This window comes from Knoellia koreensis, assembly GCF_013041615.1.
GTDB lineage: Bacteria > Actinomycetota > Actinomycetes > Actinomycetales > Dermatophilaceae > Pedococcus > Pedococcus koreensis.
Window position 1 is genome coordinate 481,249 of record NZ_JABEPQ010000002.1, and the last position, 23,563, is coordinate 504,811.

Consider the following 23,563-nt stretch of genomic DNA (forward strand, 5'->3'; position numbering starts at 1 on the left):
GGTGCCCGGCATGAGCGGGAGCTCCTCCTGCGGGGTCAGGCCCCCATGTTGAACTCGGCCGGGTCGGGGCCGGTGCGCTGTCCCCGGTCGAGCGCCGCGATCTCGCGCAGGTCGTCACCGTCGAGCTCGAACCCGAAGATGTCGAAGTTCTCCTCGATGCGGCTCGGCGTCACCGACTTGGGGATGACGACGTTGCCGATCTGGGTCTGCCAGCGCAGGATCGCCTGTGCCGGGGTCACGCCGTGCTTCTCGGCGATGCGACCGATCACCTCGTCGGCGAGGACGTCGCCACCGGAGGCGAGGGGGCTCCACGCCTCGGTGAGGATGCCGTTGGCCTCGTGGAAGTCGCGCAGCTCGGCCTGCTGCAGGTAGGGGTGCAGCTCGATCTGGTTGATGGCCGGGAACTCGCCCGTCTCGTCGCGCAGCCGCTTGAGGTCCTCGATGCGGAAGTTGCACACACCGATCGCCTTGAGGCGGCCCTGCTCGCGCAGCTCCTGCATCGCGCGCCAGGTCTCGACGTAGGCGTCCTTCTTCGGCACCGGCCAGTGGATGAGGTAGAGGTCGAGGATGTCGAGGCCCAGCTTGGACATCGAGGTGTCGAACGCGGCGAAGGTCTGCTCGCGGCCCTGGTCGGTGTTCCACAGCTTGGTGGTGACGAAGATGTCGCTGCGGTTGACGTCGCTGTCGGCGAGCGCCTGCCCGACGCCCTCCTCGTTGCCGTAGGCCGCGGCGGTGTCGATGCTGCGGTAGCCGGTCTGCAGCGCGGTCGTGACCGCGTCCACGACCTGGTCCTCGGGGACCTGCCAGACGCCGAAGCCGAGCTGGGGGATCTCGATGGTGTCGCCATCGGTGCGGAGCTTGAGGTTTGGAACAGAAGTCATGATCCGACCGTATGCCGCGTGGTCGCCGCGCGCAGCGCGGGCTCCCCGCGCGGTCGACAGTCGAGACGCGAAGGCGCGACCGCGGCATACCCGGGTGTTGTGAGGCCCACACCCGAGCCGGTGAGGTGACCCTGCGGAAAGCGGCTAGAGTCCGGAACCATGGCGCCGACGAAGCCGATCAGCAAGGTCCTCATCGCAAACCGTGGCGAGATCGCCGTCCGAATCGCCCGCGCGTGCAAGGACAGCGGGATCGGTTCGGTCGCGGTCTACGCCGACCCCGACCGGGACGCGTTGCACGTGAAGGTTGCCGACGAGGCGTACGCGCTCGGTGGCGCGACCCCCGGCGACAGCTACCTGGTGCAGGAGAAGCTGCTCGACGTGGCGGCCAAGTCGGGCGCCGACGCGGTGCACCCGGGGTACGGCTTCCTTGCCGAGAACGCGGAGTTCGCGCAGGCCGTGATCGATGCTGGGCTCACCTGGATCGGGCCGTCGCCGGAGGCGATCGACGCGCTCGGCGACAAGGCCAAGGCCAAGCACATCGCGGTCAAGGCGAACGCGCCGCTGGCCCCCGGCACCAAGGACCCGGTCAAGGATGCCGACGAGGTCGTCGAGCTGGCCAAGGAGTTCGGGCTGCCGATCGCGATCAAGGCGGTCTACGGCGGTGGCGGTCGCGGCCTCAAGGTGGCGCGCACCCTCGAGGAGATCCCCGAGCTCTATGACTCGGCGGTGCGCGAGGCCGTGGGGGCGTTCGGCCGGGGCGAGTGCCTCGTCGAGAAGTTCCTCGACAAGCCGCGACACGTCGAAACCCAGTGTCTCGCAGACGAACACGGCAACGTCGTCGTCGTCTCGACACGTGACTGCTCGCTCCAGCGGCGCAACCAGAAGCTCGTCGAGGAGGCGCCCGCGCCGTTCCTGACGGACGAGCAGAACGCCGAGCTGCGCCGCGCCTCCAAGGCGATCCTCAAGGAGGCGGGCTACGTCGGCGCCGGCACCTGCGAGTACCTCGTGGCCCAGGACGGCACCATCTCCTTCCTCGAGGTCAACACGCGTCTGCAGGTCGAGCACCCCGTCACCGAGGAGGTGACCGGCATTGACCTCGTGCGCGAGCAGTTCCGCATCGCGAACAGTGAGGAGCTCGGCTACGACGACCCCGAGCCGGTGCGGCACTCGATCGAGTTCCGCATCAACGGCGAGGACGCGGGCCGGAACTTCCTGCCCGCCCCGGGTGTCGTCGCTGTCTTCCGGCCGCCGTCGGGTCCGGGCGTGCGGCTCGACTCCGGTGTCGTCGAGGGTGACGTGGTCGCCGGTGCGTTCGACTCGATGCTCGCCAAGCTCGTCGTCACCGGCCGCGACCGGCACGAGGCACTCGAGCGGTCACGGCGCGCGCTGGCCGAGTTCGAGGTCGACGGCATGCCGACGGTCATCCCGTTCCACCGGGTCGTCGTCGACGACCCCGCCTTCGCCCCCGAGGGTGATGAGGCGTTCACGGTGCACACCCGGTGGATCGAGACCGAGTTCGACAACCAGATCGCGCCGTATGCCGGGTCGACACCCGAGGTGCCCGAGGCCGGCGATGGCGAGCGCCAGACCGTCGTGGTCGAGGTGGGCGGCAAGCGGCTCGAGGTCGTGCTGCCGGGCGGGTTGTCCTTCGGTGGCGGCAGTGGCGCCGGTGGTGGTGCCAAGAAGAAGGCGCCGCGGCGCTCGTCGGCCGCCAAGGGCGGGGCCGCGGCTTCTGGCGACTCCCTCACCGCGCCCATGCAGGGCACCATCGTCAAGATCGCCGTCGAGGAGGGCCAGCAGGTCGAGGCTGGCGACCTCGTCGTGGTCCTCGAGGCGATGAAGATGGAACAGCCCATCACCGCCCACAAGGCGGGCACCGTGACCGGGCTGAAGGCCGAGGTCGGCCAGACGGTCACGGCCGGCGCCGTCATCGCCGACCTCAAGGACTGAGCAGACGCACTTCGGGCCACTGGGGTGCCGACCCGGGTTGCCGGACCGGACCTCAGTGGCCCGAAGTGCGTTTGGTGGCTTGGTCAGCCCTGGCCGAACGGCGGGAGCTTCTTCTCCCCACCGCCGGGGTTGTCACCGGTGTCGGGTCCCGGCTCGGGCACGGAGGACGAGCCCGGCTCGTCGGTCGGCACCTGCGCGGGTCCATCGGTCGTCGCGTCGCTCGAACCGGCATCGCCCGAGCCGGCGTCCCCGCCGCGGTCCCACGAACCCGAGTCACCAGACCCGGTGTCGCTTGAACCCGTGTCGGCCGAACCCGAGTCGCCACCGCGGTCCCACGAACCCGAGTCGCCAGAACCGGTGTCCTGGCCGGGGGTCAGGGAGCCGTCGTCGGCCGCGGAACCGCCGGGCTGCGGGTCGCCGGTGCCGGGGCTGGGGTTCGGCGCCTCACCGGACGTCGCGTCACCAGACGACCCGTAGTCGCCAGCTCCGCTGTCACCCGAACCCGTGTCGGCAGAACCGGTGTCACCGTCGTAACGGCCGTGGTCGGCCGGTCCGGCTTCGCCGTCGCCGGACCGTGGCTCGTCCCAGCTGGGCCCGTCCTGGGTGGACCCGGTGGTGCTGTCACCGGCCGTCGTGTCGGTCGACGAAGGCGGTCCGGCCGTCGTGTCCGTCGAGGACGAGGGCCCGGTGGGCTCCGGAGCCGTCGGGTCGGATGCCGTCGAGTCGGAAGGGGCCGGTGCGGTCGGGTCCGGCACCGGCGAGTCGCCACCGCTCGGCGCGGGGTCCGGCGAGGGCACCGGGCCGGGCTCCGGGGTGGGCGCCGGACCGGGGTCGGGCGTCGGCACCGGGCTGGGCTCGGGGGTGGGCGCCGGCCCCGGCTCGGGGCCGGGCTGCGGCGTCGGGTCCGGCACGGGCCCAGGGGTCGGGTCGGGCGTCGGCGAGGGACCCGGCTCCGGCGTGGGCGAGGGGATCGTCTGGTCCGACTGCGTCTGGCCGGGTTGGTCACCCGGGACCTGGCCAGGGGCATCCCCCGGCGCCTGCGGGTCCTGCTGGCCCGGGATCCCGAGCTTGCCGCGGATCGCGTCGCCGCCCTTGTCGATCTGCTCCGAGTACTTGCCACCGGTCTTGGAGTCGATGGCGTTCTCGACCTTCTCGATGGCCGAATCGGCCTGTTCCGGATTGCCCTTGACGTAATCCTTGATCTTGTCCATCCAACCGTCGGCCATGATCTGCCTTCCAGTGCGTGTGAACTACAGGGAGACGGTCCCCGGGGTGCCGTCACGGCCGACCCTACTCACCGGTCGCGAGAATTGTCCGTTTCAAGCTTGGCTCGAACCACGCCTGCGGGTCGTCAACGATCTTCCATTTGGGTGGGTTGCCGACGTCAACGATGTTCCATTTGGGTGGGTTACCGACGTCAACGATGTTCCATTTGGGTGGGTTACCGACGTCAACGACGTTCCATTTGGGTGGGTTGCCGACGGCTGGGTATGCCGCGGGCGCGGCTCAGTCGCGGGCGTGGAGCTGGCGTGCCGCCTCGGCGATCGAGCCGGACAGCGACGGGTAGACGGTGAACGTCCCGGCCAGCTGGTCGACGGTGAGCGAGTGCTGCACCGCCAAGGTCACGGGGTAGATGAGCTCGGACGCCCGCGGCGCCACGACCACTCCCCCGACGACCGTGCCCACCCCACGGCGGGCGAACAGCTTCACGAACCCGTCGGTGATGCCCTGCATCTTGGCGCGCGGGTTGGTGGCCAGCGGCAGCATCACTGCCGTGGCGTCGACCGTGCCCTCGTCGACGTCCTTCTGCGAGTAGCCGACCGTCGCGATCTCGGGGTCGGTGAAGATGTTCGCCGAGACGCTGTGCAGGTTGAGCGGTGCCACCGCGTCCCCGAGGGCGTGCGCCATGGCGATCCGCCCCTGCATCGCCGCCACCGACGCAAGGGGAAGGACCCCCGTGCAGTCGCCCGCGGCATACACACCTCGCACGCTCGTGCGGGAGACGCGGTCGACCTGGATGTGACCGGATTCGGCGAGCCGCACGCCCGCCTCCTCGAGCCCGAGGCCGGACGTCTGCGGCACCGAGCCGACGGCGAGCAGCGCGTGCGAGCCCTCGACCTCGCGTCCGTCGACGAGCTTCACGAGCACCCCGGACGCGGTCCGCGTCACCGACTCCATCCGCGACTGCCCGAGGACCTCCATGCCGCGCTTGCGGAAGACGTCCTCGATCACGGTGGCCGCGTCGGCGTCCTCGCCGGGCAACACGCGGTCGCGCGACGACACGAGGGTGACACGGCTGCCGAGCCCGAGGTAGGCCTGCGCGAGCTCGGCACCGGTGACACCGGAGCCGACGACGACGAGGTGCTCGGGCAGGTCCGTCAGCTCATAGATCTGCTGCCAGGTGAGGATGCGCTCGCCGTCGGGCTGCGCACTCGGCATGACCCGCGGTGTCGCGCCGGTCGCGAGCAGGACCACGTCGGCGTCCAGGGTCGAGGTGGACCCGTCGGCGTGGGCGACCTCGACCTGCGAGGCGGACGCGAGCCGTCCGGTGCCGTCGAGGATGGTCACGCCATCGGTCGCGAGCCGGCCGGCGATGTCACGTGACTGCGCCGCTGCGAGCGCCCGGATGCGCTTGTTGACGGCGGGCAGCTGCGCGACCGAGTCGGCGACCTCGTCGCCCTCGTCGTCCTCGAGGTGCACGCCGAGGTCGGAGGCGGTCTCGAACTGCGACATGAAGTCGGCCGTCGAGATGAGCGTCTTGGACGGCACGCAGTCGGTGAGCACCGCGGCGCCACCCACGCCATCGCGGTCGACGACCGTGACCTTGGCCCCGAGGTGGGCTGCGACCAGCGCGGCTTCGTACCCGCCGGGGCCGCCACCGACGATGACGACGGAGGTGTCTGGCGCGTTCACGGCACCCATCCAACCACCCCCGTGGGCCGGTGCGGCGCTCGGCCCGGGCTCGCTACAGTGCGCAGGTGAGCGAGCAGAACGGCCCCACGACGGCCAACCTGGACCTGTCCGACCCGAGCACCGACCCGTTCGAGGTGGCCCGAGCCGCCGCGGCGGTGATCGCTGAGAAGACGGGCGCCGAGCGCCACGACGTCGCGCTCGTCCTCGGCTCCGGGTGGGGCCAGACCGGTGACCTGATCGGCGAGACGCTCGCGACGATCGACAACTCCGAGGTGCCCGGCTTCGCCAAGGCCGCGGTCGCCGGTCACTCCGGCACGATGCGCTCGGTCGCCATCGGTGACACCGGTCGGCGCGCGCTCGTCTACGGCACCCGCACCCACTTCTACGAGGGCAAGGGCGTGCGCGCCGTGGTCCACGCGGTGCGCACCGCCGCCGCGGCCGGTTGCCGGACCATCGTCCTCACCAACGGGTGCGGGGGCCTCAACCCCGACTGGGCACCCGGCACGCCCGTCCTCATCCGCGACCACCTCAACCTCACGGCCACCTCCCCCATCGAGGGCGCCAACTTCGTCGACCTCACCGACCTCTACACGCCCCGGCTTCGAGACCTCGCCCGCAGCGTCGACCCCGAGCTCGACGAGGGCGTCTACGTGCAGTTCCGTGGTCCCCACTACGAGACGCCGGCCGAGGTGCAGATGGCCAAGGTGCTCGGGGGCGACCTCGTCGGCATGTCCACCACGCTCGAGGCGATCGCCGCGCGCCAGGCCGGGCTCGACGTCCTCGGCATCTCGCTCGTCACCAACCTCGCCGCCGGCATCAGCGACCAGCCGCTCTCGCACGAGGAGGTCATCGAGGCGGGCCAGGCCGCCGCCGAACGCTGTGGTCGCCTCCTCTCCGCCGTCGTCGCCCAGATTTGAGAGGACCACGACCATGACGTATGCCGCCCGCCACGGCCGCGCGTCCGCCTCGCCTTCCGGCGGGGCCGACACCGAAGCCCAGGAGCTGATCGAGGCCGCGCAGGCCTGGATCGACGACGACCCCGACCACGACACCCGCGTCGAGCTCGGTGACGTCCTCGCCCGCGCCAAGGACGGTGACGAGGCGGCGCTGGCCGACCTCGCCGACCGGTTCTCCGGCATGCTCGAGTTCGGCACCGCCGGGCTGCGCGGCGCCATCGGCGCCGGCCCCAACCGGATGAACCGCTCGGTCGTCATCCGGGCGGCAGCCGGCCTCACGGCATACCTGCAGGAGACCAAGCCGGAGCCCCTTGTGGTGATCGGCTATGACGCCCGCACCAAGTCCGACGTCTTCGCCCGCGACACGGCGGCGGTCGTCGTCGGCGCCGGTGGCAAGGCTGCGATCCTGCCGCGCCCGCTGCCAACTCCGGTGCTGGCGTACGCGATTCGCTTCCTCGGCGCCGACGCGGGGGTGATGGTGACGGCGAGCCACAACCCGCCGCAGGACAACGGCTACAAGGTCTACCTCGGTGACGGGTCTCAGATCGTGCCGCCGTCGGACAGCCAGATCGCCCGGCACATCGCCCGCGTCTCGGCGGTGGCGGACGTGGCGCTCGCCGACGACGGCTGGGAGACGCTCGAGGACGACGTGCTCGACGAGTACCTCACCGCGACGGCCGCGGTCGTCGCCGACGACTCGCCCCGCGATGTGACCGTCGTGCACACCGCGCTCCACGGGGTGGGTGCGGAGACGGTCAAGGCGGCGTTCCTGCGCGCCGGGTATGCCGCGCCGATCCCGGTCGAGAGCCAGGCACGGCCGGACCCGGCGTTCCCGACGGTGTCGTTTCCCAACCCGGAGGAGCCGGGCGCGATGGACGCGGCGCTCGAGCTGGCCGAGCAGACCGGTCCCGACGTCGTCATCGCCAACGACCCCGACGCCGACCGGTGCGCGGTCGCGATCCCGGCGCCCGGCGGGTGGCGGATGCTGCGCGGCGACGAGGTGGGAGCGCTGCTGGGCGCGCACGTGCTGGCGCGCGGGGTCTCGCCGGACGCGGTGTTCGCCAACTCGATCGTGTCGTCGCGGCTGCTCGCCGCAATCGCGAGCGCGGCCGGGCTCCGGCACGAGGAGACGCTGACCGGGTTCAAGTGGATCTCGCGGGTCGAGGGCCTGCGCTACGGCTACGAGGAGGCGCTCGGTTACTGCGTCGACCCCGGCACCGTGCGCGACAAGGACGGGGTCAGCGCGGCGCTCATGGTGGCCGAGCTGGTGGCGACGCTGAAGGCGCAGGGCCGGTCGCTCGCCGACCTGCTCGACGCGCTGGCGGTCGAGCACGGGGTGCACGCGACCGACTCGTTCTCGGTACGGGTCGACGACCTCGCGCTGATCCCGCAGATCATGGCCAAGCTGCGCGACCATGCACCGGCCGAGGTGGCCGGTGTCGCGGTCACCCGCGCCGACGACCTGTCGGCCGGCAGCGAGGACCTGCCCCCGACCGACGGGCTGCGCTACTACCTCGCCGACGACTCACGCATCATCGTGCGGCCGTCGGGCACCGAGCCCAAGGTCAAGGTCTACCTCGAGGTCATCGAGCCGGTCGACGACGCCAGCCGGCTCGGGGAGGCGAAGGCGGCAGCAGTGAAGCGGCTGGCCGGCATACGCACCGACCTGGAGTCACTCACCCGCCTCTGACACCCCGCCCTTGCTTGCGTCTGCGTGAGTGGCGGCTCCAGCAACCGTTCACGCAGACGCACGCGAGCCGGAGGTCCACAGGAAGGGCACAAGGACGGCACAGGGCTCTCGCACGGGGGCGCGGTGTGGTGGTGGTCGACAGCAACCGACCACACCAGAACCGCAGGTGACCTCCGATGCGACTCCTCCCCCGATCCCGAACCCTCACCGTCGCGGCCGCCGGCGCCCTCGCGGTCGGCACCATCACCTTCGGCGGCGCCCAGCTGATGGCGCCCCCACCCGGCCATGCGGCGACCGTCGCGACGACCGCCGCACCGCCATGGGCTCGCGACGGATTCGCTTGGGGCTACGGCGATTCCGCCGCTCAGACGACCACTACCCAGGCGACCACCGAAGCATCCGACTCCCAGCTGACCGGGGTCGTCGACATCGTCACCACGGTGAACTTCGGGCAGGGTGAGGCGGCCGGCACCGGCATCGTCCTCACCTCGGGCGGGGAGGTCCTCACCAACAACCACGTCGTGTCCGGTTCGACGTCGATCAAGGTCACGGCGCTCTCGACCGGCCGCTCGTATGCCGCAAAGGTGGTCGGGACCAGCGCCACCAACGACATCGCCGTCCTCCAGCTCGAGGGGGCCAGCGGCCTGGCCACCGCACCGATCGGCACCGCGTCCGGCCTCGCGGTCGGCGACGAGGTCACCGGAGTCGGCAACGCGGGCAACGAACCCGGGACCGCCGCGAGCCCCGGCACCGTCACCGACCTCGACCAGCAGATCACCGCGAGCGACGGCACCGGCAGCGGTGAGACGCTCACCGGGCTCATCGAGACCAGCGCGGCCATCGCCTCGGGCGACTCCGGCGGCCCGCTGCTCGACGCGGACGGCAGGCTCGTCGGCATCGACACCGCCGCGCAGACCGACCGCACCGGCCAGACGGTCGCCGGCTACGCCATCCCGATCGACCACGCGCTCGACATCGCCAGCCAGATCCTCGCCGGCGCCGACAACGCGACCATCTCCCAGGGCGTGCCCGCGTTCCTCGGGGTGCAGACCAGCGCCTACGGCCAGTGGGGCGGGTGGGCGCCGCAGCAGAGCGCGTATGCCGCCGGCGTCACCATCGCGGGTGTCGTCACCGACTCGGCGGCGGACCGCGCCGGCCTGACCAGCGGCGACACGATCACCGCTGTCGGCGGGACCGAGGTCGCGAGCGCCGACGAGCTCACCGCAGCCCTCGCGCAGCGACAGCCGGGCGACAAGGTCGCGATCACCTGGACCGATGCGACCGGCACCAGCCACACGGCGACGGTCACCCTCGGTGAGGGACCCGCTGCCTGAGCCACCCGGCATACCCCCCTTGCTTGCGTCTGCGTCAACGGCGGCTATAATCACCACTCACGCAGACGCAAGCGGGCGCCGGGAGCGGGCTAGGATCGTCCGGTGAGCACCACTGTTGCCGCGGACTCCGCCGTCGACGCCACCGCGCGGGCGCGAGACCTGCTCGGCGTGACCCGCCTGACCAACACCGCCCTGACGAGCTGGTTGCACGGCCTGCCCGGTGTCGACCAGGTCGGCGCCGAGGCCCGGGCCGCCGCGCTCGGCACCCGGTCGATCAAGACCACCAGCAAGCAGTGGGGCATCGACACGGCGATCTCGATGATCGACCTCACCACCCTCGAGGGCGCCGACACCCCGGGCAAGGTCCGCGGGCTGTGCGCCAAGGCCCTCACCCCTGACGTGACCGACCTGTCGACACCGCGCCCCGCGGCCGTCTGTGTCTACGGCGACATGGTCGAGATCGCCAAGGACGCGCTCGGCGCCGACTCGCGCGTCAACGTGGCCGCGGTCGCGACGGCGTTCCCGAGCGGGCGCGCGTCGATGCCGGTCAAGCTGGCCGACACCCGGTTCGCGGTGGAGGCCGGGGCCGACGAGATCGACATGGTCATCGACCGCGGCGCGTTCCTGGCGGGTGACTACCTCACGGTGTTCCGCGAGATCGCGGCGGTGAAGGAGGCGTGTGGCGACGCGCGTCTCAAGGTGATCATGGAGACTGGTGAGCTCGTCACCTACGACAACGTGCGACGTGCGTCATGGCTGTCGATGCTCGCCGGCGGTGACTTCATCAAGACCTCCACCGGCAAGGTGTCGCCCGCCGCGACGCTGCCGGTCACGATGATCATGCTCGAGGCCGTGCGCGACTGGCTCGACCTCACCGGCGAGATGGTCGGGGTCAAGCCGGCCGGTGGCATCCGCACCAGCAAGGACGCGCTCAAGTACCTCGTGACGGTCAACGAGGTCGCGGGCGAGGAGTGGCTCGACAACCACTGGTTCCGGTTCGGGGCGTCGAGCCTGCTGAACGACCTTCTCCTGCAACGGCAGCGGATCGCGACCGGCGCCTACTCCGGCGCCGACTACGTGACCGACGACTCTCCCAGCCTCTACTGATTCCTGCGTGAGGACCAAGGACTGACATGGCCAAGTTCGAGTACGCACCGGCTCCCGAGTCGCGTGCCGTCGTCGACCTCAAGCCCTCCTACGGGCTGTTCATCAACGGCGAGTTCACCGACAGCGAGGGCGGGTCGGCGTTCAAGTCGATCAGCCCGGCGACCGAGGAGGTCCTGGCCGAGGTGACCGAGGCCAGCCCGGCCGACGTCGACCGCGCCGTCGCCGCCGCCCGCCGCGCGTTCAACGGCCCGTGGGGCCGGATGTCGGGCGCCGACCGCGGCAAGTACCTCTTCCGCATCGCCCGGATCCTCCAGGAGCGGGCGCGCGAGTTCGCTGTGCTCGAGAGCCTCGACAACGGCAAGCCGATCCGCGAGAGCCGTGACGTCGACGTGCCGCTGGCCGCCGCGCACTTCTTCTACCACGCGGGGTGGGCTGACAAGCTCGAGTATGCCGGGCTGGGAGCGGGTGCCCGCCCGCACGGAGTCGTGGGTCAGGTCATTCCGTGGAACTTCCCGTTGCTGATGCTGGCGTGGAAGATCGCGCCCGCGCTGGCGACCGGCAACACCGTCGTCATCAAGCCGGCCGAGACCACTCCCCTGTCGGCGCTGCTGTTCGCGGAGGTGCTCCAGCAGGCCGACCTGCCGCCGGGTGTCGTCAACATCGTCACCGGCGCAGGGACCACGGGTCAGGCCATCGTCGACCACCCCGACATCGACAAGCTCGCGTTCACCGGGTCCACCGGAGTCGGCAAGATGATCGCCCGCTCGATCGCCGGCACCCGCAAGAAGGCCACCCTCGAGCTGGGCGGCAAGGCGGCCAACATCATCTTCGACGACGCCCCCATCGACCAGGCCGTCGAGGGCATCGTCAACGGCATCTTCTTCAACCAGGGCCACGTGTGCTGCGCCGGCTCGCGGCTGCTCGTGCAGGAGTCCATCGCCGACGAGGTCGAGAAGCGGCTCAAGCGGCGCCTCGCCACCCTGCGCGTCGGTGACCCGCTCGACAAGAACACCGACGTCGGCGCCATCAACTCCAAGGCACAGCTGTCGCGCATCACCGAGCTCACCGACGCCGGTGAGGCCGAGGGAGCCGAGCGCTGGGACAACGGATGTCCGTTGCCGGACAAGGGATTCTGGTTCCGCCCGACCGTGTTCACCGGTGTCTCGCAGACCCACCGCATCGCCCAGGAGGAGATCTTCGGACCGGTGCTGTCGGTGCTGACGTTCCGCACCCCGCACGAGGCGGTGGCCAAGGCCAACAACACCCCCTACGGCCTGTCCGCCGGCATCTGGACCGAGAAGGGCTCGCGCATCCTGTGGATGGCCGACCAGCTCCGCGCCGGGGTCGTCTGGGCCAACACGTTCAACAAGTTCGACCCGACCAGCCCCTTCGGTGGCTACAAGGAGTCCGGCTACGGCCGCGAGGGTGGCAAGCACGGCCTGGCTGCCTACGTCACGACGGGAGACACCAAGTGAGCCCCACGGCCCAGCGCACCAGTCAGCGCGCCGACGAGCGCCTCGACGTGCGCAAGACCTACAAGCTCTACATCGGCGGCAAGTTCCCCCGCTCGGAGTCCGGCCGCTCCTACGAGGTCACCGACAGCCGCGGGAAGTTCCTCGCCAACGCCGCGCAGGGCTCGCGCAAGGACGCCCGCGACGCTGTCGTCGCAGCGCGCGGCGCCTTCGCCGGCTGGGCCGGCGCCACGGCATACAACCGCGGTCAGGTGCTCTATCGCATCGCCGAGGTGATGGAGGGACGCAGAGCCCAGTTCGTCGCCGAGGTGCGCGCCAGCGAGGGCGTCACCGAGCGTCGCGCCGAGGCGCTCGTCAGCGCCGCCATCGACCGCTGGGTCTGGTATGCCGGGTGGTCCGACAAGATCGCCCAGGTGCTCGGCGGGCTGAACCCCGTCGCCGGCCCCTACTTCGACATCTCCGCGCCCGAGCCGACCGGTGTGGTGGGAATCCTTGCGCCGCAACGCAGTTCGCTGCTCGGGCTCGTGTCGGTCATCGCACCGGCCATCGTCTCCGGCAACACCACGGTCGTCCTGACGAGTGAGCTGCGGCCGTTGCCGGCGATCACCTTCTCCGAGGCCCTCGCCACGTCCGACGTGCCCGGCGGGGTCGTCAACCTCATCACCGGGCGCACCGCCGAGGTCGCGCCGTGGATCGCCTCGCACCGCGACGTCAACGCGATCGACCTGGCCGGTGCGGCCGAGGCCGAGGGCGTCGTCTGGGGTGACCTCGAGCTCGCTGCCGCCGACAACCTCAAGCGCGTCGTCCGCCCGGCGGGCGTGGGCGCCGACGCGGTCGAGCCCGACTGGACCGCCGACCCCGACCTCTCGCGCATCCAGGCGTTCCTCGAGACCAAGACCGTCTGGCACCCCAAGGGCCGGTGAGTCCCCAGCACCCGACCACCGCGCGGGTCGTCGTCCTCGCCGGGCCGAGCGGTGCCGGCAAGTCACGCCTCGCCGGGCGGCTCAACGCCGCCCACGGGTGGCCGATCGTGCGGCTCGACGACTTCTACCGGGACGTCGATGACACAGGCGACCCGCCGATGCCTCGACAGGCCGAGCTCGGCATCGTCGACTGGGACGACCCGGGTTCATGGAACGCCACCGCCGCGGTCGCGGCCCTCGACACGCTCGTGCGCACCGGGGCCGTCGAGACACCCGTCTACGACATCTCGACCAGCCGCGCGGTGGGCACTGCCGTCGTCACCGCCCGCCCCGACGACCTCGTCCTCGCCGAGGGCATCTTCGCGGCCGAGATCATCGGCGCCCTGCGCGAACGCGGGCTGCTCGCCGGCGCCTACTGCGTGCACCACGACCGGTTCACGACGTTCGTCTACCGCCTCGTGCGCGACCTGTCCGAGCACCGCAAGCCGCCGTGGACCCTCGTGCGACGCGGCCTCGCGCTCATGCGCGACCAGCCGAAGGTCGTGGCGCGCCAGCGGGCCCTTGGCGCAGAACCGGCGCGGCCCCGGACGCTCGAGGCGACGCTCGCTCGGCTCGCCCGATGACAGGTATGCCGGTGCGCCCGGAACCGAGGGTCCGCGACCGGTGCGTCCGTTAGGGTTTCGAGCACGCACACGAGGGGGAGCACGAGATGACGGACCAACCGTGGGTCGCACCGGGTAGCGAGCGCCCGCACCAGCCCGGGCAGTCGCCTGCGCCCGGCCAGTCGCCCGCGTCCGGCTACCCGCCGGCGCCGGCTCCGGCTCCGGCGCCGACCCCGCCACCCGCCCCCGGGCAGCCGCCCTCCTCCGCCACCCCGCCGGCATACCAGGTCCCTCCCCCGGCGCCCGCGCCCGGCTACCGCCCACCGGTCATGGAGTTCCGGCCCGGCGTGATCCCGTTGCGGCCCCTCACCCTCGGCGACATCTACGGTGCCGTGGTCAAGACGATCCGGGGCAACGTCGCGGCCACGATGGGGCTGGCCCTGGTCACCACCCTGGTGTTCCTCGTGCCGACCACTGCGCTCGGCGCCTGGGTCGCGTCATTCGAGTCCACCGACTTCGAGCCCGACGCGACGGGTGGCGAGGCCCTGCCCCTCGTCGGAACCATCGCGCAGTACATCCCCAGCTTCGGCACCTGGCTCTCGACGGTCCTGTTGACCGGCATCGTCGCCTGGGTGGTGGGTCAGGCGGTCATGGGTCGCCGGGTGTCGGCCGGGCAGACGTGGGACGGCGTGCGCGGCCGGCTGCCCCAGGTCATCGGCGCCACCCTGCTCACCACCGCCCTGTACACCGTGGCGTTCGTCGTCATCGCGGCACTGCCGGTGGTCGCCATCGTCAACGCCATCCAGACCAAGGACGACGCATCGATCGGGATCGCCATCGGCGCCGGTCTCCTCGGCCTGCTCGCCCTGCTCGTCGTCATGTTCTTCCTGACCACCCGGCTGGCCTTCGTCACCGCCGTGGTGGTGCTCGAACGCACCGCGGTGGTCGAAGCCTTCCGCAGGTCCTGGCGGCTCACCGGCGGCAACCAGTTCTGGCGGATCTTCGGCATCCGGCTGCTCACGTCGTTCATCGTCGGCCTCGCCGCCCAGGTCGTGGCCGTGCCGCTGGGCATCGTCACGATGGTCCTGGCCGCCGGCGCCGGCGACCTCAGCCGGTTCTACATCTGGCAGGCGGTCGTCACCGGCGTGACCGGCCTCATCACCGGCGCCCTGACGACACCGTTCACGGCCGGCGTCGACTCGCTCCTCTACGTGGACCAGCGCATCCGGCGCGAGGGCTTCGACGTCCAGCTCGTCACCGCCGCCCAGCAGTCCGGCGCCGGCACCCCGACCACCGGGCCCACGGTGCGGTGAACGACACGCCACCCCTCGACCCGACCTCGCCCGAGGCGCGGCAGTGGGTGCTCGACGAGCTGGGCACCGGCCGCTACTCCACGGAACCCCCGTGGTGGCAACGGTTCCTGGAGTGGCTGAACCAGTTCTTCGACTTCGCACCCGGCGGACGAGCGCCCACCACGCTGCTCGTGGTCGCACTGCTCGTCGTCGTTGCGCTGATCGTCCTGGTGGTGCTGCGGCGCGTCCGTCCCGAGTCGCGGGTCGGCCGACGCACGCCACGCGGTGGCGCGGTCGACGACGAAGGCCTGGACGCCGCGGCATACCGTGACCGCGCCCAGCGCGCCCTCGCGCGTGGCGACTGGGACACGGCACTCCTCGACGCCTACCGCGCCATCGCCGCCTCGGCCGTCGAACGCACGCTCCTCGTCGACCTGCCCGGACGCACTGCCCACGAGGTGGCGGTCGGGATCGCACCCGCCTTCCCCGATCACGGCGCGGCAATCACCAGTGCTGCCAATGATTTTGACGACGTCCGCTATGGCCACCGCCCCGCGAGCAACGAGCAGGCGAAGGCCGTTGTCGACCTCGACACCGCGCTGCGTCACGCCCGCCCGGTCCTCACCGACGACTCGACGTCGCCGCAGGTCGTCGCCCGATGACCACCTCCCCCACCGTGTCGGCGACGCTCACCGACCCGGCACCCGCGAAGAGCCACGTGGCACCGCGCGCCACCCGGGTCCGACGCCGGATCGTGTGGGGCCTGGTCGTGGCACTCGGTGTCGGGGCCCTCGCGGCCATCGCGCTCAGCACCGCCGCGCCCGACCGCCTGCTCGAGCCCGAGGACCGCGGGCCGAACGGCGCCAACGTCCTCGTCCGGGTCCTGCAGCGCCACGGCGTCACCGTCGACGTGGTGCGCTCCATCGGTGAGCTCGCCGACGCCGGCATCGGGTCCGGCGCGACGGTCGTCATGGCCAACGGCGAGTACCTCGGCACCAGTGCCGCCGCCACCCTCGCCGAGGAGACCCGCAGCGCCGACCGCGTCGTGCTGCTCGCCCCGTCGACCGAACAGCTCGCGGCGATGGACCTGCCCCTCGCGGCGATCCCGGGCGACCCCACGGTCTCGTTGCGGGCCGACTGCACCAGCACCGTGGCCCGCGCCGACGACCACGTCGAGGGCACCGACGTGCGGCTCGTGCCGGCCGATGGTGCCGCCACCGACGCGGCGGTGCCCTGCTTCGCGGTACCGCCGCCGGACCAGTCGCGTCGCGGGTCTGGTTCCAAGTCCGGCAAGTCCGGCGAGAGCAAGCCCAGTGACCCGTACGCCTACGGGGTCGGCATGGCGACCGTCCCCGCCGGTGCCCGCGGCCCCGAGGTCGTCGTCATCGGCTTCGGCTCGAGCTTCACCAACCGCTTCGTCGACGAGGACTCCAGCGCCGGTGTCGCCGTCCGCGCGCTCGGGACGTCCAAGCGGCTGATCTGGTACCAGCCCGACGTGTCCGACCTCGCCAGCGTCGGCGACGACTCGGCTGGACCGACACCGTGGCCCCGCTGGCTCGGCCCTGCAGTCGCCCTGGCTGCCGTTGCCGTCATCGCGCTGGCCCTCGCCCGCGGCCGTCGCCTCGGACGCCTGGTGCCCGAGCCGCTGCCGGTGGTCGTGCGCGCGGTCGAGACCACCGAGAGCCGCGGCCGCCTCTACCGGCGGGCCCGCGACCGGGGTCGCGCCGCCGTGATCCTGCGGCGCGCCACGCTCGGGCGGCTGGCCCGCCGACTGGCCGCCGACCCGCGCGACGTGGACGCCGTGGCCGCCGCCGCGGCCGGTGCCAGTGGTATGCCGCTGGAGCACGTCCGCGCGCTGCTCGCCGGGGCGGCACCTGAGACCGACACCGACCTGGCGAACCTGGCCAGCGCCCTGACCGAACTCGAGGAGAAGGTCCAGATCCAATGACCGACCAGCCCCACCCGAACCCGGGCGTCGACCAGCCCACCGGCGTGCAACCACCCGCCGGACAGCCGTCCCAACCGGGGGTGACCCAGCCTGTCGCCACTGCGAGCGCACCCGCCTCCGCCGACGGCCCACCCGCGGCCGCGCCGGACGCCCGCGCCGCGCTGCTCGCGGTCCGCGCCGAGGTGGCCAAGGCCGTCGTCGGCCAGGACGCAGCCGTCGCGGGGCTGCTGGTGGCCCTGCTGTGCCGCGGCCACATCCTGCTCGAGGGTGTCCCGGGCGTTGCCAAGACACTGCTGGTGCGCAGCCTCGCTGCGGCCCTGTCGGTGGAGACCAAGCGGGTGCAGTTCACGCCCGACCTGATGCCGGGCGACCTCACGGGCTCCCTGGTCTTCGACGCCGCGGAGAGCGACTTCACGTTCCGGCCCGGGCCGGTCTTCACCAACCTGCTGCTGGCGGACGAGATCAACCGGACACCGCCCAAGACGCAGTCGGCGCTGCTGGAGGCCATGGAGGAGCGGCAGGTCAGCATCGACGGCCAGCCGCACCCGCTCCCACTGCCGTTCATGGTCGCGGCCACCCAGAACCCCGTCGAGTACGAAGGCACCTACCCGCTGCCGGAGGCCCAGCTCGACCGGTTCCTCCTCAAGGTGACGCTGCCGCTGCCGCCACGTGACGACGAGATCTCGGTGCTGCGCCGGCACGCCGACGGCTTCGACCCCCGTGACCTGGCCGCGGCGGGGTTGCGAGCGGTCGCGTCGGCTGACGACGTCGCGGCCGGCGCCGATGCGGTCCGCAGCGTCGAGGTGTCCGACGAGGTCGCGGCATACGTCGTCGACATCGCGCGCGCGACCCGCAACTCGCCCTCGCTCGCCCTCGGCGTCAGCCCGCGTGGCGCGACCGCGCTCATGGCGACGGCGCGCGCGTGGGCGTGGCTCGGCGGGCGCGGCTACGTCACCCCGGACGACGTGAAGTCGCTCGCCCACGCGACCTTGGCGCACCGGCTGTCGCTGCGACCAGAGGCCGAGCTCGAGGGCGTCAGCGTCTCGGCGGTGCTCGACAGTGCGCTCGGGACGGTGCCGGTCCCCCGCTGATGGCCCTCACCCTGCGCGCCGTCGCACTGGTCCTGCTGGGACTGGTGCCCGTCGCCGTGTGGCCGCAGGGCAACACGGTGCGTTGGTGGGTGCTCGCCGTCCTCCTGCTCGTGGCGCTCGACCTGGCTCTCGCCCCGTCGCCAAAAGCCTTGTCCTACAGGCGAATCGGGCCCAACCCGGTGCGGCTGGGCGAGCGCGACAGCACCACGCTCGAGATGACCAACCTCGGCACGCGGCGGGTCCGGGGTCAGGTGCGCGACGCCTGGCCACCGTCGGCCGGAGCCACGCCCACACGGCACCGCCTCGACCTACCCGCGGGCGAGCGCCGCCGGGTGGTGACCTCCCTCGCGCCCACCCGTCGGGGCGACCGGCATGCGGACCGGGTCACCGTGCGCTCCACCGGACCACTCGGCCTGGCCGCACGACAGCGGTCGGTCGAGGTGCCGGGACGGCTGCGGGCCCTGCACCCGTTCCCGGCGCGCAAGCACCTGCCGAGCCGGCTCGCGGTCCTGCGCCAGCTCGACGGCCGGGCCGCGCTGCGCACACGCGGCCAGGGCACGGAGTTCGACAGCCTGCGCGACTACGTCGAGGGCGACGACGTGCGCAGCATCGACTGGCGTGCCACCGCCCGCCGCCAGCACCTCGTCGTGCGCACGTGGCAGCCGGAACAGCATCGGCGGATCGTCATTGTCGTCGACAGCTCACGCACCGCGGCCGGCCGCGTGGGCGACTGGCCCCGTCTCGACGCCGCCATGGACGCAGCCCTCCTGCTCACCGCCCTCGCCGGGCACGCCCGCGACCGGGTGCAGGTCATCGCAGGCGACCGCGCCGTGCACACACGCGTCGGCGGCGCCGACCGGGCCCGCCTGCTGCACGACACCATCAGCAACCTCGCACCCGTCGACGCCCGGCTCGTCGAGGCCGACTGGACAATGCTCGCCACCGAGGTCACGCGGGCCAGCAGCCACCGGGCGCTCGTCGTCCTGCTCACCGCGCTCGAACCCTCCGCCGTCGAGCAGGGCCTGCTGCCGGTGCTCCCGGCCCTGGCCGCCCACCACCGCGTCGTGGTGGCCTCCGTGGCCGACCCCGCCGTCGCCGCCATGCGCAGCGAACGCGGGACGGTCGCGCAGGCCTATGACGCCGCCGCGGCCGAACGCAGCACCGAGCTGCGCGAACGCACCGCCGCCGCCCTGCACCGCCTCGGCGTCGACGTGATCGACGAACCCCCGGACCTGCTGCCGGTGCGGCTGGCCGACCACTACCTCATGCTCAAGCGCCAGGGCCTGCTCTGACGCACTCGCCGCCCCCGCGGCATACCGCCGGGTCAGCCGGCGACGGGGACCGCGTCACCGGCGTCGCGGGACGCCACGTCGCCCGTCGCACCGGCGAGGTGGGCGCGGCGGCCCAGGACGAGGGCGTAGGTGAGGAACGCGGCCTCGGCGACCACGCCGATGCCGATCCGCGCCCACGTCGGCAGGTCTGAGGGGGTGACGAAGCCTTCGATGATGCCGCTCACGAGGAGCACGCACGCGAGACCGAGCGCCATCGCGATGGCGGTGCGTCCCTCCGCTGCGAACGCCTGGAGCCGGGTGCGGCCACCGGGTTCGACCCACGACCAGAACAGCCGCAGTCCGATCGCACCAGCCACGAAGACGGCTGTCAGCTCGAGCAGTCCGTGCGGCAGGATGAGCCCGAAGAACAAACTGCCCCGGTCGTGCGAGATCGTCAGTGCCGCAACGACTCCCAGGCTCTGGGTGTTGGCGAACAGCACGTACGCAACCGGCAGCCCGAGCACCCCGAACGCGATCGCCTGAGCAGACACCCACGCGTTGTTGAGCCACACCAGGGTCGCGAACTCGTGGTGCGGGAACTCGCTGTAGTAGTTCTCGAAGTCGGTGCCGACATAGGCCTGGATCTCCGCCGGCGACAGCTGGCTGGTGTAGACCTGCGGGTTGCGCAGGGTCCACCACGCCACGAGCGCGACGACGGCGAGGTTGACCAGCGCCACGGTGATCCACCACCGACGAGTGCGGTAGAGCGCTGCCGGGAAGGTTCGGGTGAAGAAGCCCAGCACGTCGGACCACGTCGTGGTGCGGGTGCCCGCCATCGCCAACCGCGCTCGCGTCAGCAGCAACGAGAGGTGCGAGACGACCGACGGGTCCGGGCTCGCGGAGCGCACGGCCGACAGGTCGGTCGACACACGCTGGTAGAGGTCGAGCAGCTCGTCGCTCTCCGCCCCGGTGAGCCGCCGCCGCCGGCTCAGCTCGTCCAGGCGCGCCCAGGCCCCTTGGCGTGCGGCGACATAGGCATCGAGGTCCACGGTTGCAGCCTATGCTTCGGGACATGGACGCGGCGGCCGGTTACCGCAGCTACGGGACCGACGACCTGGTCACCGGCGAGGGGGTGGAGGTCGAGCTTCCCATCGCCGGGGTGCCGTCGCGCGCGGCGTCGGGGCTCATCGACCTGCTCGTGGCGGGTGCGCTGCTCCTGGGTGGCAGCATTGCCCTCAGCTTCCTCACCACCGGCGCCTCGGATGCCGTGGCCGGGGCCGCGGGGATCGTCCTGGCGGTGGGGGTCACCGTTGCCCTCCCCACCCTGGTCGAGACCTTCACCCGCGGGCGCACCCTCGGCAAGCTGGCCCTGGGGCTGCGGGTCGTGCGTGACGACGGTGGACCGATCACCGTGCGGCACGCCCTCACCCGCGCCCTCGTGGGATGGGTCGAGATCTACCTGCTGTTCGGGTCCGGTGCGTTGGTGACGGCGATGGTCAACCCGCGCGCCAAACGGCTCGGCGACATGGCTGCCGGCACCTACGTCGTGACCCAGCGCGCGCCCATGCGCATGCTTCCGCCGCCACAGATGCCCCCGGGACTGGCGCAGTGGGCGGCCAGCGCCGACCTCGCCGCCCTGCCGCCGGGGCTGGCGATCGCCGTGCGCCAGTTCCTCGGTCGGGCCCAGACCCTGTCACCGGCGTCGCGTCACCAGTTGGGGCAGGAGCTCCTCGGCGCGGTCCTTCCGCACGTCGCTCCCCCGCCGCCGCCGGGCGTCCACGCCGAGTACGTCCTCGCCGCGGTGGTGGCCGACCGGCGCCGTCGCGACGCCGACCGGCTGGCACGCGAGGACGCTCTGCGCCGGCGAGTCCTGCCCGCCGACCCGCTCGGCTAGCGGCCGCACTCAGTCGAGCAGCGCGGCATACCCGGGCTTGACGACGTCGTCGATGATGGCGAGTCGCTCGTCGAACGGGATGAACGCGGACTTCATCGCGTTGATCGTGACCCAGCGCAGGTCCTCCAGCGACCAGCCGGCCTCCTCGACGAGCAGCCCCATCTCGCGCGACATCGACGTGCCACTCATGAGCCGGTTGTCGGTGTTGACCGTCACCCGGAACCGCAACCGTTTGAGCAGCGAAATCGGGTGCAGCGCAATGGATTCCGCTGCGCCGGTCTGGACGTTGCTGCTGGGCGCCATCTCGAGCGGGATGCGCCGGTCCCTGATGTATGCCGCGAGCCGGCCGAGTCGCACGTCGTCGCCGTCCGCGGCAATCGCCTTGGCGACGTCGTCACCGAACGGGGCGCCCATGATGGTGAGGTCGTCGACGATGCGCACGCCGTGGCCGAGGCGGTCGGCGCCGCACCACTGGATCGCCTCCCAGATGCTGGGGAGCCCGAACGCCTCGCCTGCGTGGATGGTGAAGTGGGCGTTCTCGCGGCGGAGGTACTCGAACGCGTCGAGGTGCCGGGTGGGTGGGAATCCGGCCTCGGCGCCCGCGATGTCGAACCCCGCGACGCCCTGGTCGCGGTAGCGCACGGCGAGCTCGGCGATCTCGGTCGACTTGGCGGCGTGGCGCATGGCGGTGAGCAGTGCGGTGACGCGCATCGGGTGGCCCGCTGCGGCGGCCTCCTCCTCACCCTCGCGGAAGCCGGCGTTGACGGCCTCGACGACGTCCTCGAGCTCCAGCCCGGCCTGGAGGTGCTGCTCGGGGGCGTAGCGGCTCTCGGCGTAGACGACCCCGTCGGCCGCGAGGTCGAGCACGCTCTCGCGGGCCACCCGGCGTAGGCCGTCGGCGGTCTGCATCACCGCGAGCGTGTGGTCGAAGGTCTCGAGGTAGCGCACCAGGGAGCCGGAGTCGGCACTCTCGCGGAACCACTGCGCGAGGCTCGCGGCGTCGTCGGCCGGCAGCCCGGCATACCCGACCTCGTCGGCGATCTCGATGACCGTCTGCGGGCGCAGCCCGCCGTCGAGGTGGTCGTGCAGCAACGCCTTGGGTGCGCGCAGGATCTTGTCCGCCGTGGAGCCGGGCTGTGGAGCGTCGGGGCCGGGCTCGAGCTCGTCAGCGTCGTCGTTTCCCTTGCGGCCGAAGATCATTCGCCGTCCTCCTCGCGGTTGACGCTTTCCGGCGAGAACGCCGGGAGGCACACCGCGACGTACTCCGCACCCTCGCTGCCGGTGGAGTAGCGGATGCGCTCGCCCGCCCGCGTCAGCACGCTCTGCCCCGCCTCGACCCGCAGCTGTCCGCCGTCGTGGTCGACGAGCACCGCACCCGCGAGCACGAGGGTGTACTCGTCGAAGGCGGGCGCCTGGAACGGCTCGGTCCAGTCGGCCGGCGCCTTCATGTGCGCGATCGACACGGCGTCCGTGCCGGTGTTCACCCGGCCGACGTGCTCGTCGATGATCTTGCCGCCGGGGACGGGGATGGTCGTGGGTTTCGCGATGAGCTCTGGCACGGTCTCACCCTAGTGGCTTGTCCGGCTCGAACGGTCGTGCTTTTATTGGGTCATGGGCAAGGGCGAGGAGACGCGTGAGGCGGTGCTGACCGAGGCGCTGGCACAGTCCAGCCAGCTCGGCCTGCGGGGCATCACCATCGGCGGGCTCGCCGACTCGATGGGCATGTCCAAGAGCGGACTGTTCTCCCACTTCGGGTCCAAGGAGGGCCTGCAGACGGCGGTGCTCGACCACGCCGCCGACCACTTCACCCGTGTGGTGATCCGACCCGCCCTCAAGGAACCGCGGGGGGAGCCGCGGCTGCGCGCGCTCTTCGAGCGCTGGCTCGGGTGGGGTGGGTATGCCGAGTACGCACTGCCCGGTGGCTGCATCTTCAGCGCTGTGGCAAGCGAATTCGACGACGCACCCGATGGTCCGGTGCGCACCAAGGTGGTGCAGACCGAGCGCGACCTGCTCGACACGGTGGAGACGATCGTGCGCGGTGGCATCACCGAGGGGCAGTTCCGGCCGGATGCCGACGCGGCTGCGTTTGCGCAGGACCTGCTCGCCATCGTCCTGGGTTACAACTTCACGACCCGGCTGCTGCGCGACGACTCGTCGACGGCCCGGGCCACGGCAGCCTTCGACCGGCTGCTCGACCACATCCGGGCCTGATCGGCCATCACCTCGAGGAGTCCTGACA

21 protein-coding genes are annotated in these 23,563 nt (G+C 71.9%); 15 read left to right on the forward strand and 6 right to left on the reverse strand.

Going from position 1 to position 23,563, the window contains the following annotated elements:
• Nucleotides 1-35: 35 nt before the first annotated feature.
• On the reverse strand, nt 36-881 hold the full coding sequence (locus HJG52_RS10585) for an aldo/keto reductase (RefSeq protein ID WP_171243556.1): 846 nt from the start codon (nt 879-881) through the stop codon (nt 36-38).
• A gap of 159 nt (nt 882-1,040) precedes the next feature.
• On the opposite strand from HJG52_RS10585, the gene HJG52_RS10590 reads away from it, so the two are divergent.
• Complete coding sequence (locus tag HJG52_RS10590) at nt 1,041-2,831, forward strand: acetyl/propionyl/methylcrotonyl-CoA carboxylase subunit alpha (protein ID WP_171243557.1); 1,791 nt, start codon at nt 1,041-1,043, stop codon at nt 2,829-2,831.
• A gap of 83 nt (nt 2,832-2,914) precedes the next feature.
• On the opposite strand, the gene HJG52_RS10595 is transcribed toward HJG52_RS10590, so the two are convergent.
• Together HJG52_RS10595 and HJG52_RS10600 are read right to left on the reverse strand one after the other, a co-directional pair.
• The gene (locus HJG52_RS10595) at nt 2,915-4,057 is read right to left on the reverse strand and encodes an Rv0909 family putative TA system antitoxin (protein WP_171243558.1); all 1,143 of its coding nucleotides are present in this window, start codon (nt 4,055-4,057) and stop codon (nt 2,915-2,917) included.
• Nucleotides 4,058-4,337: 280 nt separating this feature from the next.
• Complete coding sequence (locus HJG52_RS10600; RefSeq protein ID WP_171243559.1) at nt 4,338-5,753, reverse strand: NAD(P)H-quinone dehydrogenase; 1,416 nt, start codon at nt 5,751-5,753, stop codon at nt 4,338-4,340.
• A 56-nt stretch (nt 5,754-5,809) separates the two neighbouring features.
• On the opposite strand from HJG52_RS10600, the gene HJG52_RS10605 reads away from it, so the two are divergent.
• From HJG52_RS10605 to HJG52_RS10660, 12 genes are all read left to right on the forward strand, one after another.
• A complete protein-coding gene (locus HJG52_RS10605) occupies nt 5,810-6,661 on the forward strand; it encodes a purine-nucleoside phosphorylase (protein WP_171243560.1) in 852 nt (283 codons plus the stop codon).
• A gap of 13 nt (nt 6,662-6,674) precedes the next feature.
• Nucleotides 6,675-8,390, forward strand: a complete 1,716-nt coding sequence (locus tag HJG52_RS10610; RefSeq protein ID WP_171243561.1) for a phospho-sugar mutase — start codon at nt 6,675-6,677, stop codon at nt 8,388-8,390.
• 176 nt (nt 8,391-8,566) lie between these two features.
• Nucleotides 8,567-9,724, forward strand: coding sequence for a S1C family serine protease (locus HJG52_RS10615; RefSeq protein WP_171243562.1), 1,158 nt, complete (start codon nt 8,567-8,569; stop codon nt 9,722-9,724).
• Nucleotides 9,725-9,826: 102 nt separating this feature from the next.
• Nucleotides 9,827-10,831, forward strand: coding sequence for a deoxyribose-phosphate aldolase (gene deoC, locus HJG52_RS10620; RefSeq protein WP_171243563.1), 1,005 nt, complete (start codon nt 9,827-9,829; stop codon nt 10,829-10,831).
• A 26-nt stretch (nt 10,832-10,857) separates the two neighbouring features.
• On the forward strand, nt 10,858-12,306 hold the full coding sequence (locus HJG52_RS10625) for an aldehyde dehydrogenase family protein (protein WP_171243564.1): 1,449 nt from the start codon (nt 10,858-10,860) through the stop codon (nt 12,304-12,306).
• On the forward strand, nt 12,303-13,226 hold the full coding sequence (locus tag HJG52_RS10630; RefSeq protein WP_171243565.1) for an aldehyde dehydrogenase family protein: 924 nt from the start codon (nt 12,303-12,305) through the stop codon (nt 13,224-13,226). The genes HJG52_RS10625 and HJG52_RS10630 overlap by 4 nt, the downstream gene beginning before the upstream one ends.
• Nucleotides 13,223-13,849 (forward strand): uridine kinase family protein, encoded by a 627-nt coding sequence (locus HJG52_RS10635; RefSeq protein WP_171243566.1) that lies wholly within the window; start codon nt 13,223-13,225, stop codon nt 13,847-13,849. The genes HJG52_RS10630 and HJG52_RS10635 overlap by 4 nt, the downstream gene beginning before the upstream one ends.
• Before the next feature lie 86 nt (nt 13,850-13,935).
• Nucleotides 13,936-15,141, forward strand: a complete 1,206-nt coding sequence (locus HJG52_RS10640; protein ID WP_171243567.1) for a DUF7847 domain-containing protein — start codon at nt 13,936-13,938, stop codon at nt 15,139-15,141.
• Complete coding sequence (locus tag HJG52_RS21615) at nt 15,138-15,782, forward strand: DUF4129 domain-containing protein (protein WP_171243568.1); 645 nt, start codon at nt 15,138-15,140, stop codon at nt 15,780-15,782. Before HJG52_RS10640 ends, HJG52_RS21615 begins: the two co-directional genes overlap by 4 nt.
• A complete protein-coding gene (locus HJG52_RS10650) occupies nt 15,779-17,068 on the forward strand; it encodes a DUF4350 domain-containing protein (protein WP_171243569.1) in 1,290 nt (429 codons plus the stop codon). Before HJG52_RS21615 ends, HJG52_RS10650 begins: the two co-directional genes overlap by 4 nt.
• A complete protein-coding gene (locus tag HJG52_RS10655) occupies nt 17,065-18,159 on the forward strand; it encodes an AAA family ATPase (protein WP_171243570.1) in 1,095 nt (364 codons plus the stop codon). Before HJG52_RS10650 ends, HJG52_RS10655 begins: the two co-directional genes overlap by 4 nt.
• Nucleotides 18,159-19,451, forward strand: a complete 1,293-nt coding sequence (locus tag HJG52_RS10660; RefSeq protein ID WP_171243571.1) for a DUF58 domain-containing protein — start codon at nt 18,159-18,161, stop codon at nt 19,449-19,451. The genes HJG52_RS10655 and HJG52_RS10660 overlap by 1 nt, the downstream gene beginning before the upstream one ends.
• A 32-nt stretch (nt 19,452-19,483) precedes the next feature.
• Here the strand turns inward: HJG52_RS10660 and HJG52_RS10665 are convergent, their stop codons facing one another.
• Nucleotides 19,484-20,479, reverse strand: coding sequence for a stage II sporulation protein M (locus HJG52_RS10665; protein WP_171243572.1), 996 nt, complete (start codon nt 20,477-20,479; stop codon nt 19,484-19,486).
• Between the two features lie 23 nt (nt 20,480-20,502).
• On the opposite strand from HJG52_RS10665, the gene HJG52_RS10670 reads away from it, so the two are divergent.
• The gene (locus HJG52_RS10670) at nt 20,503-21,324 is read left to right on the forward strand and encodes an RDD family protein (RefSeq protein ID WP_171243573.1); all 822 of its coding nucleotides are present in this window, start codon (nt 20,503-20,505) and stop codon (nt 21,322-21,324) included.
• A 9-nt stretch (nt 21,325-21,333) separates the two neighbouring features.
• Here HJG52_RS10670 and HJG52_RS10675 read toward each other — a convergent pair whose 3' ends face one another.
• A complete protein-coding gene (locus HJG52_RS10675; RefSeq protein ID WP_171243574.1) occupies nt 21,334-22,524 on the reverse strand; it encodes an adenosine deaminase in 1,191 nt (396 codons plus the stop codon).
• A complete protein-coding gene (locus tag HJG52_RS10680; RefSeq protein WP_171243575.1) occupies nt 22,521-22,883 on the reverse strand; it encodes a cupin in 363 nt (120 codons plus the stop codon). The genes HJG52_RS10675 and HJG52_RS10680 overlap by 4 nt, the downstream gene beginning before the upstream one ends.
• Nucleotides 22,884-22,935: 52 nt before the next feature.
• On the opposite strand from HJG52_RS10680, the gene HJG52_RS10685 reads away from it, so the two are divergent.
• The gene (locus HJG52_RS10685; RefSeq protein ID WP_171243576.1) at nt 22,936-23,535 is read left to right on the forward strand and encodes a TetR/AcrR family transcriptional regulator; all 600 of its coding nucleotides are present in this window, start codon (nt 22,936-22,938) and stop codon (nt 23,533-23,535) included.
• Nucleotides 23,536-23,563: the final 28 nt, after the last annotated feature.

What these genes read in the sequence shown, in the direction of transcription:
- HJG52_RS10625 (WP_171243564.1), top strand. Translation starts at nt 10,858, where the DNA reads ATGGCCAAGTTCGAGTACGCACCGGCTCCCGAGTCGCGTGCCGTCGTC.
- HJG52_RS10600 (WP_171243559.1), bottom strand. Translation starts at nt 5,753, where the DNA reads ATGGGTGCCGTGAACGCGCCAGACACCTCCGTCGTCATCGTCGGTGGC.
- HJG52_RS10610 (WP_171243561.1), top strand. Translation starts at nt 6,675, where the DNA reads ATGACGTATGCCGCCCGCCACGGCCGCGCGTCCGCCTCGCCTTCCGGC.
- HJG52_RS10595 (WP_171243558.1), bottom strand. Translation starts at nt 4,057, where the DNA reads ATGGCCGACGGTTGGATGGACAAGATCAAGGATTACGTCAAGGGCAAT.
- HJG52_RS10685 (WP_171243576.1), top strand. Translation starts at nt 22,936, where the DNA reads ATGGGCAAGGGCGAGGAGACGCGTGAGGCGGTGCTGACCGAGGCGCTG.
- HJG52_RS10650 (WP_171243569.1), top strand. Translation starts at nt 15,779, where the DNA reads ATGACCACCTCCCCCACCGTGTCGGCGACGCTCACCGACCCGGCACCC.
- HJG52_RS10675 (WP_171243574.1), bottom strand. Translation starts at nt 22,524, where the DNA reads ATGATCTTCGGCCGCAAGGGAAACGACGACGCTGACGAGCTCGAGCCC.
- HJG52_RS10660 (WP_171243571.1), top strand. Translation starts at nt 18,159, where the DNA reads ATGGCCCTCACCCTGCGCGCCGTCGCACTGGTCCTGCTGGGACTGGTG.
- HJG52_RS10615 (WP_171243562.1), top strand. Translation starts at nt 8,567, where the DNA reads ATGCGACTCCTCCCCCGATCCCGAACCCTCACCGTCGCGGCCGCCGGC.
- HJG52_RS10640 (WP_171243567.1), top strand. Translation starts at nt 13,936, where the DNA reads ATGACGGACCAACCGTGGGTCGCACCGGGTAGCGAGCGCCCGCACCAG.
- HJG52_RS10585 (WP_171243556.1), bottom strand. Translation starts at nt 881, where the DNA reads ATGACTTCTGTTCCAAACCTCAAGCTCCGCACCGATGGCGACACCATC.
- HJG52_RS10590 (WP_171243557.1), top strand. Translation starts at nt 1,041, where the DNA reads ATGGCGCCGACGAAGCCGATCAGCAAGGTCCTCATCGCAAACCGTGGC.
- HJG52_RS10655 (WP_171243570.1), top strand. Translation starts at nt 17,065, where the DNA reads ATGACCGACCAGCCCCACCCGAACCCGGGCGTCGACCAGCCCACCGGC.
- HJG52_RS10670 (WP_171243573.1), top strand. Translation starts at nt 20,503, where the DNA reads ATGGACGCGGCGGCCGGTTACCGCAGCTACGGGACCGACGACCTGGTC.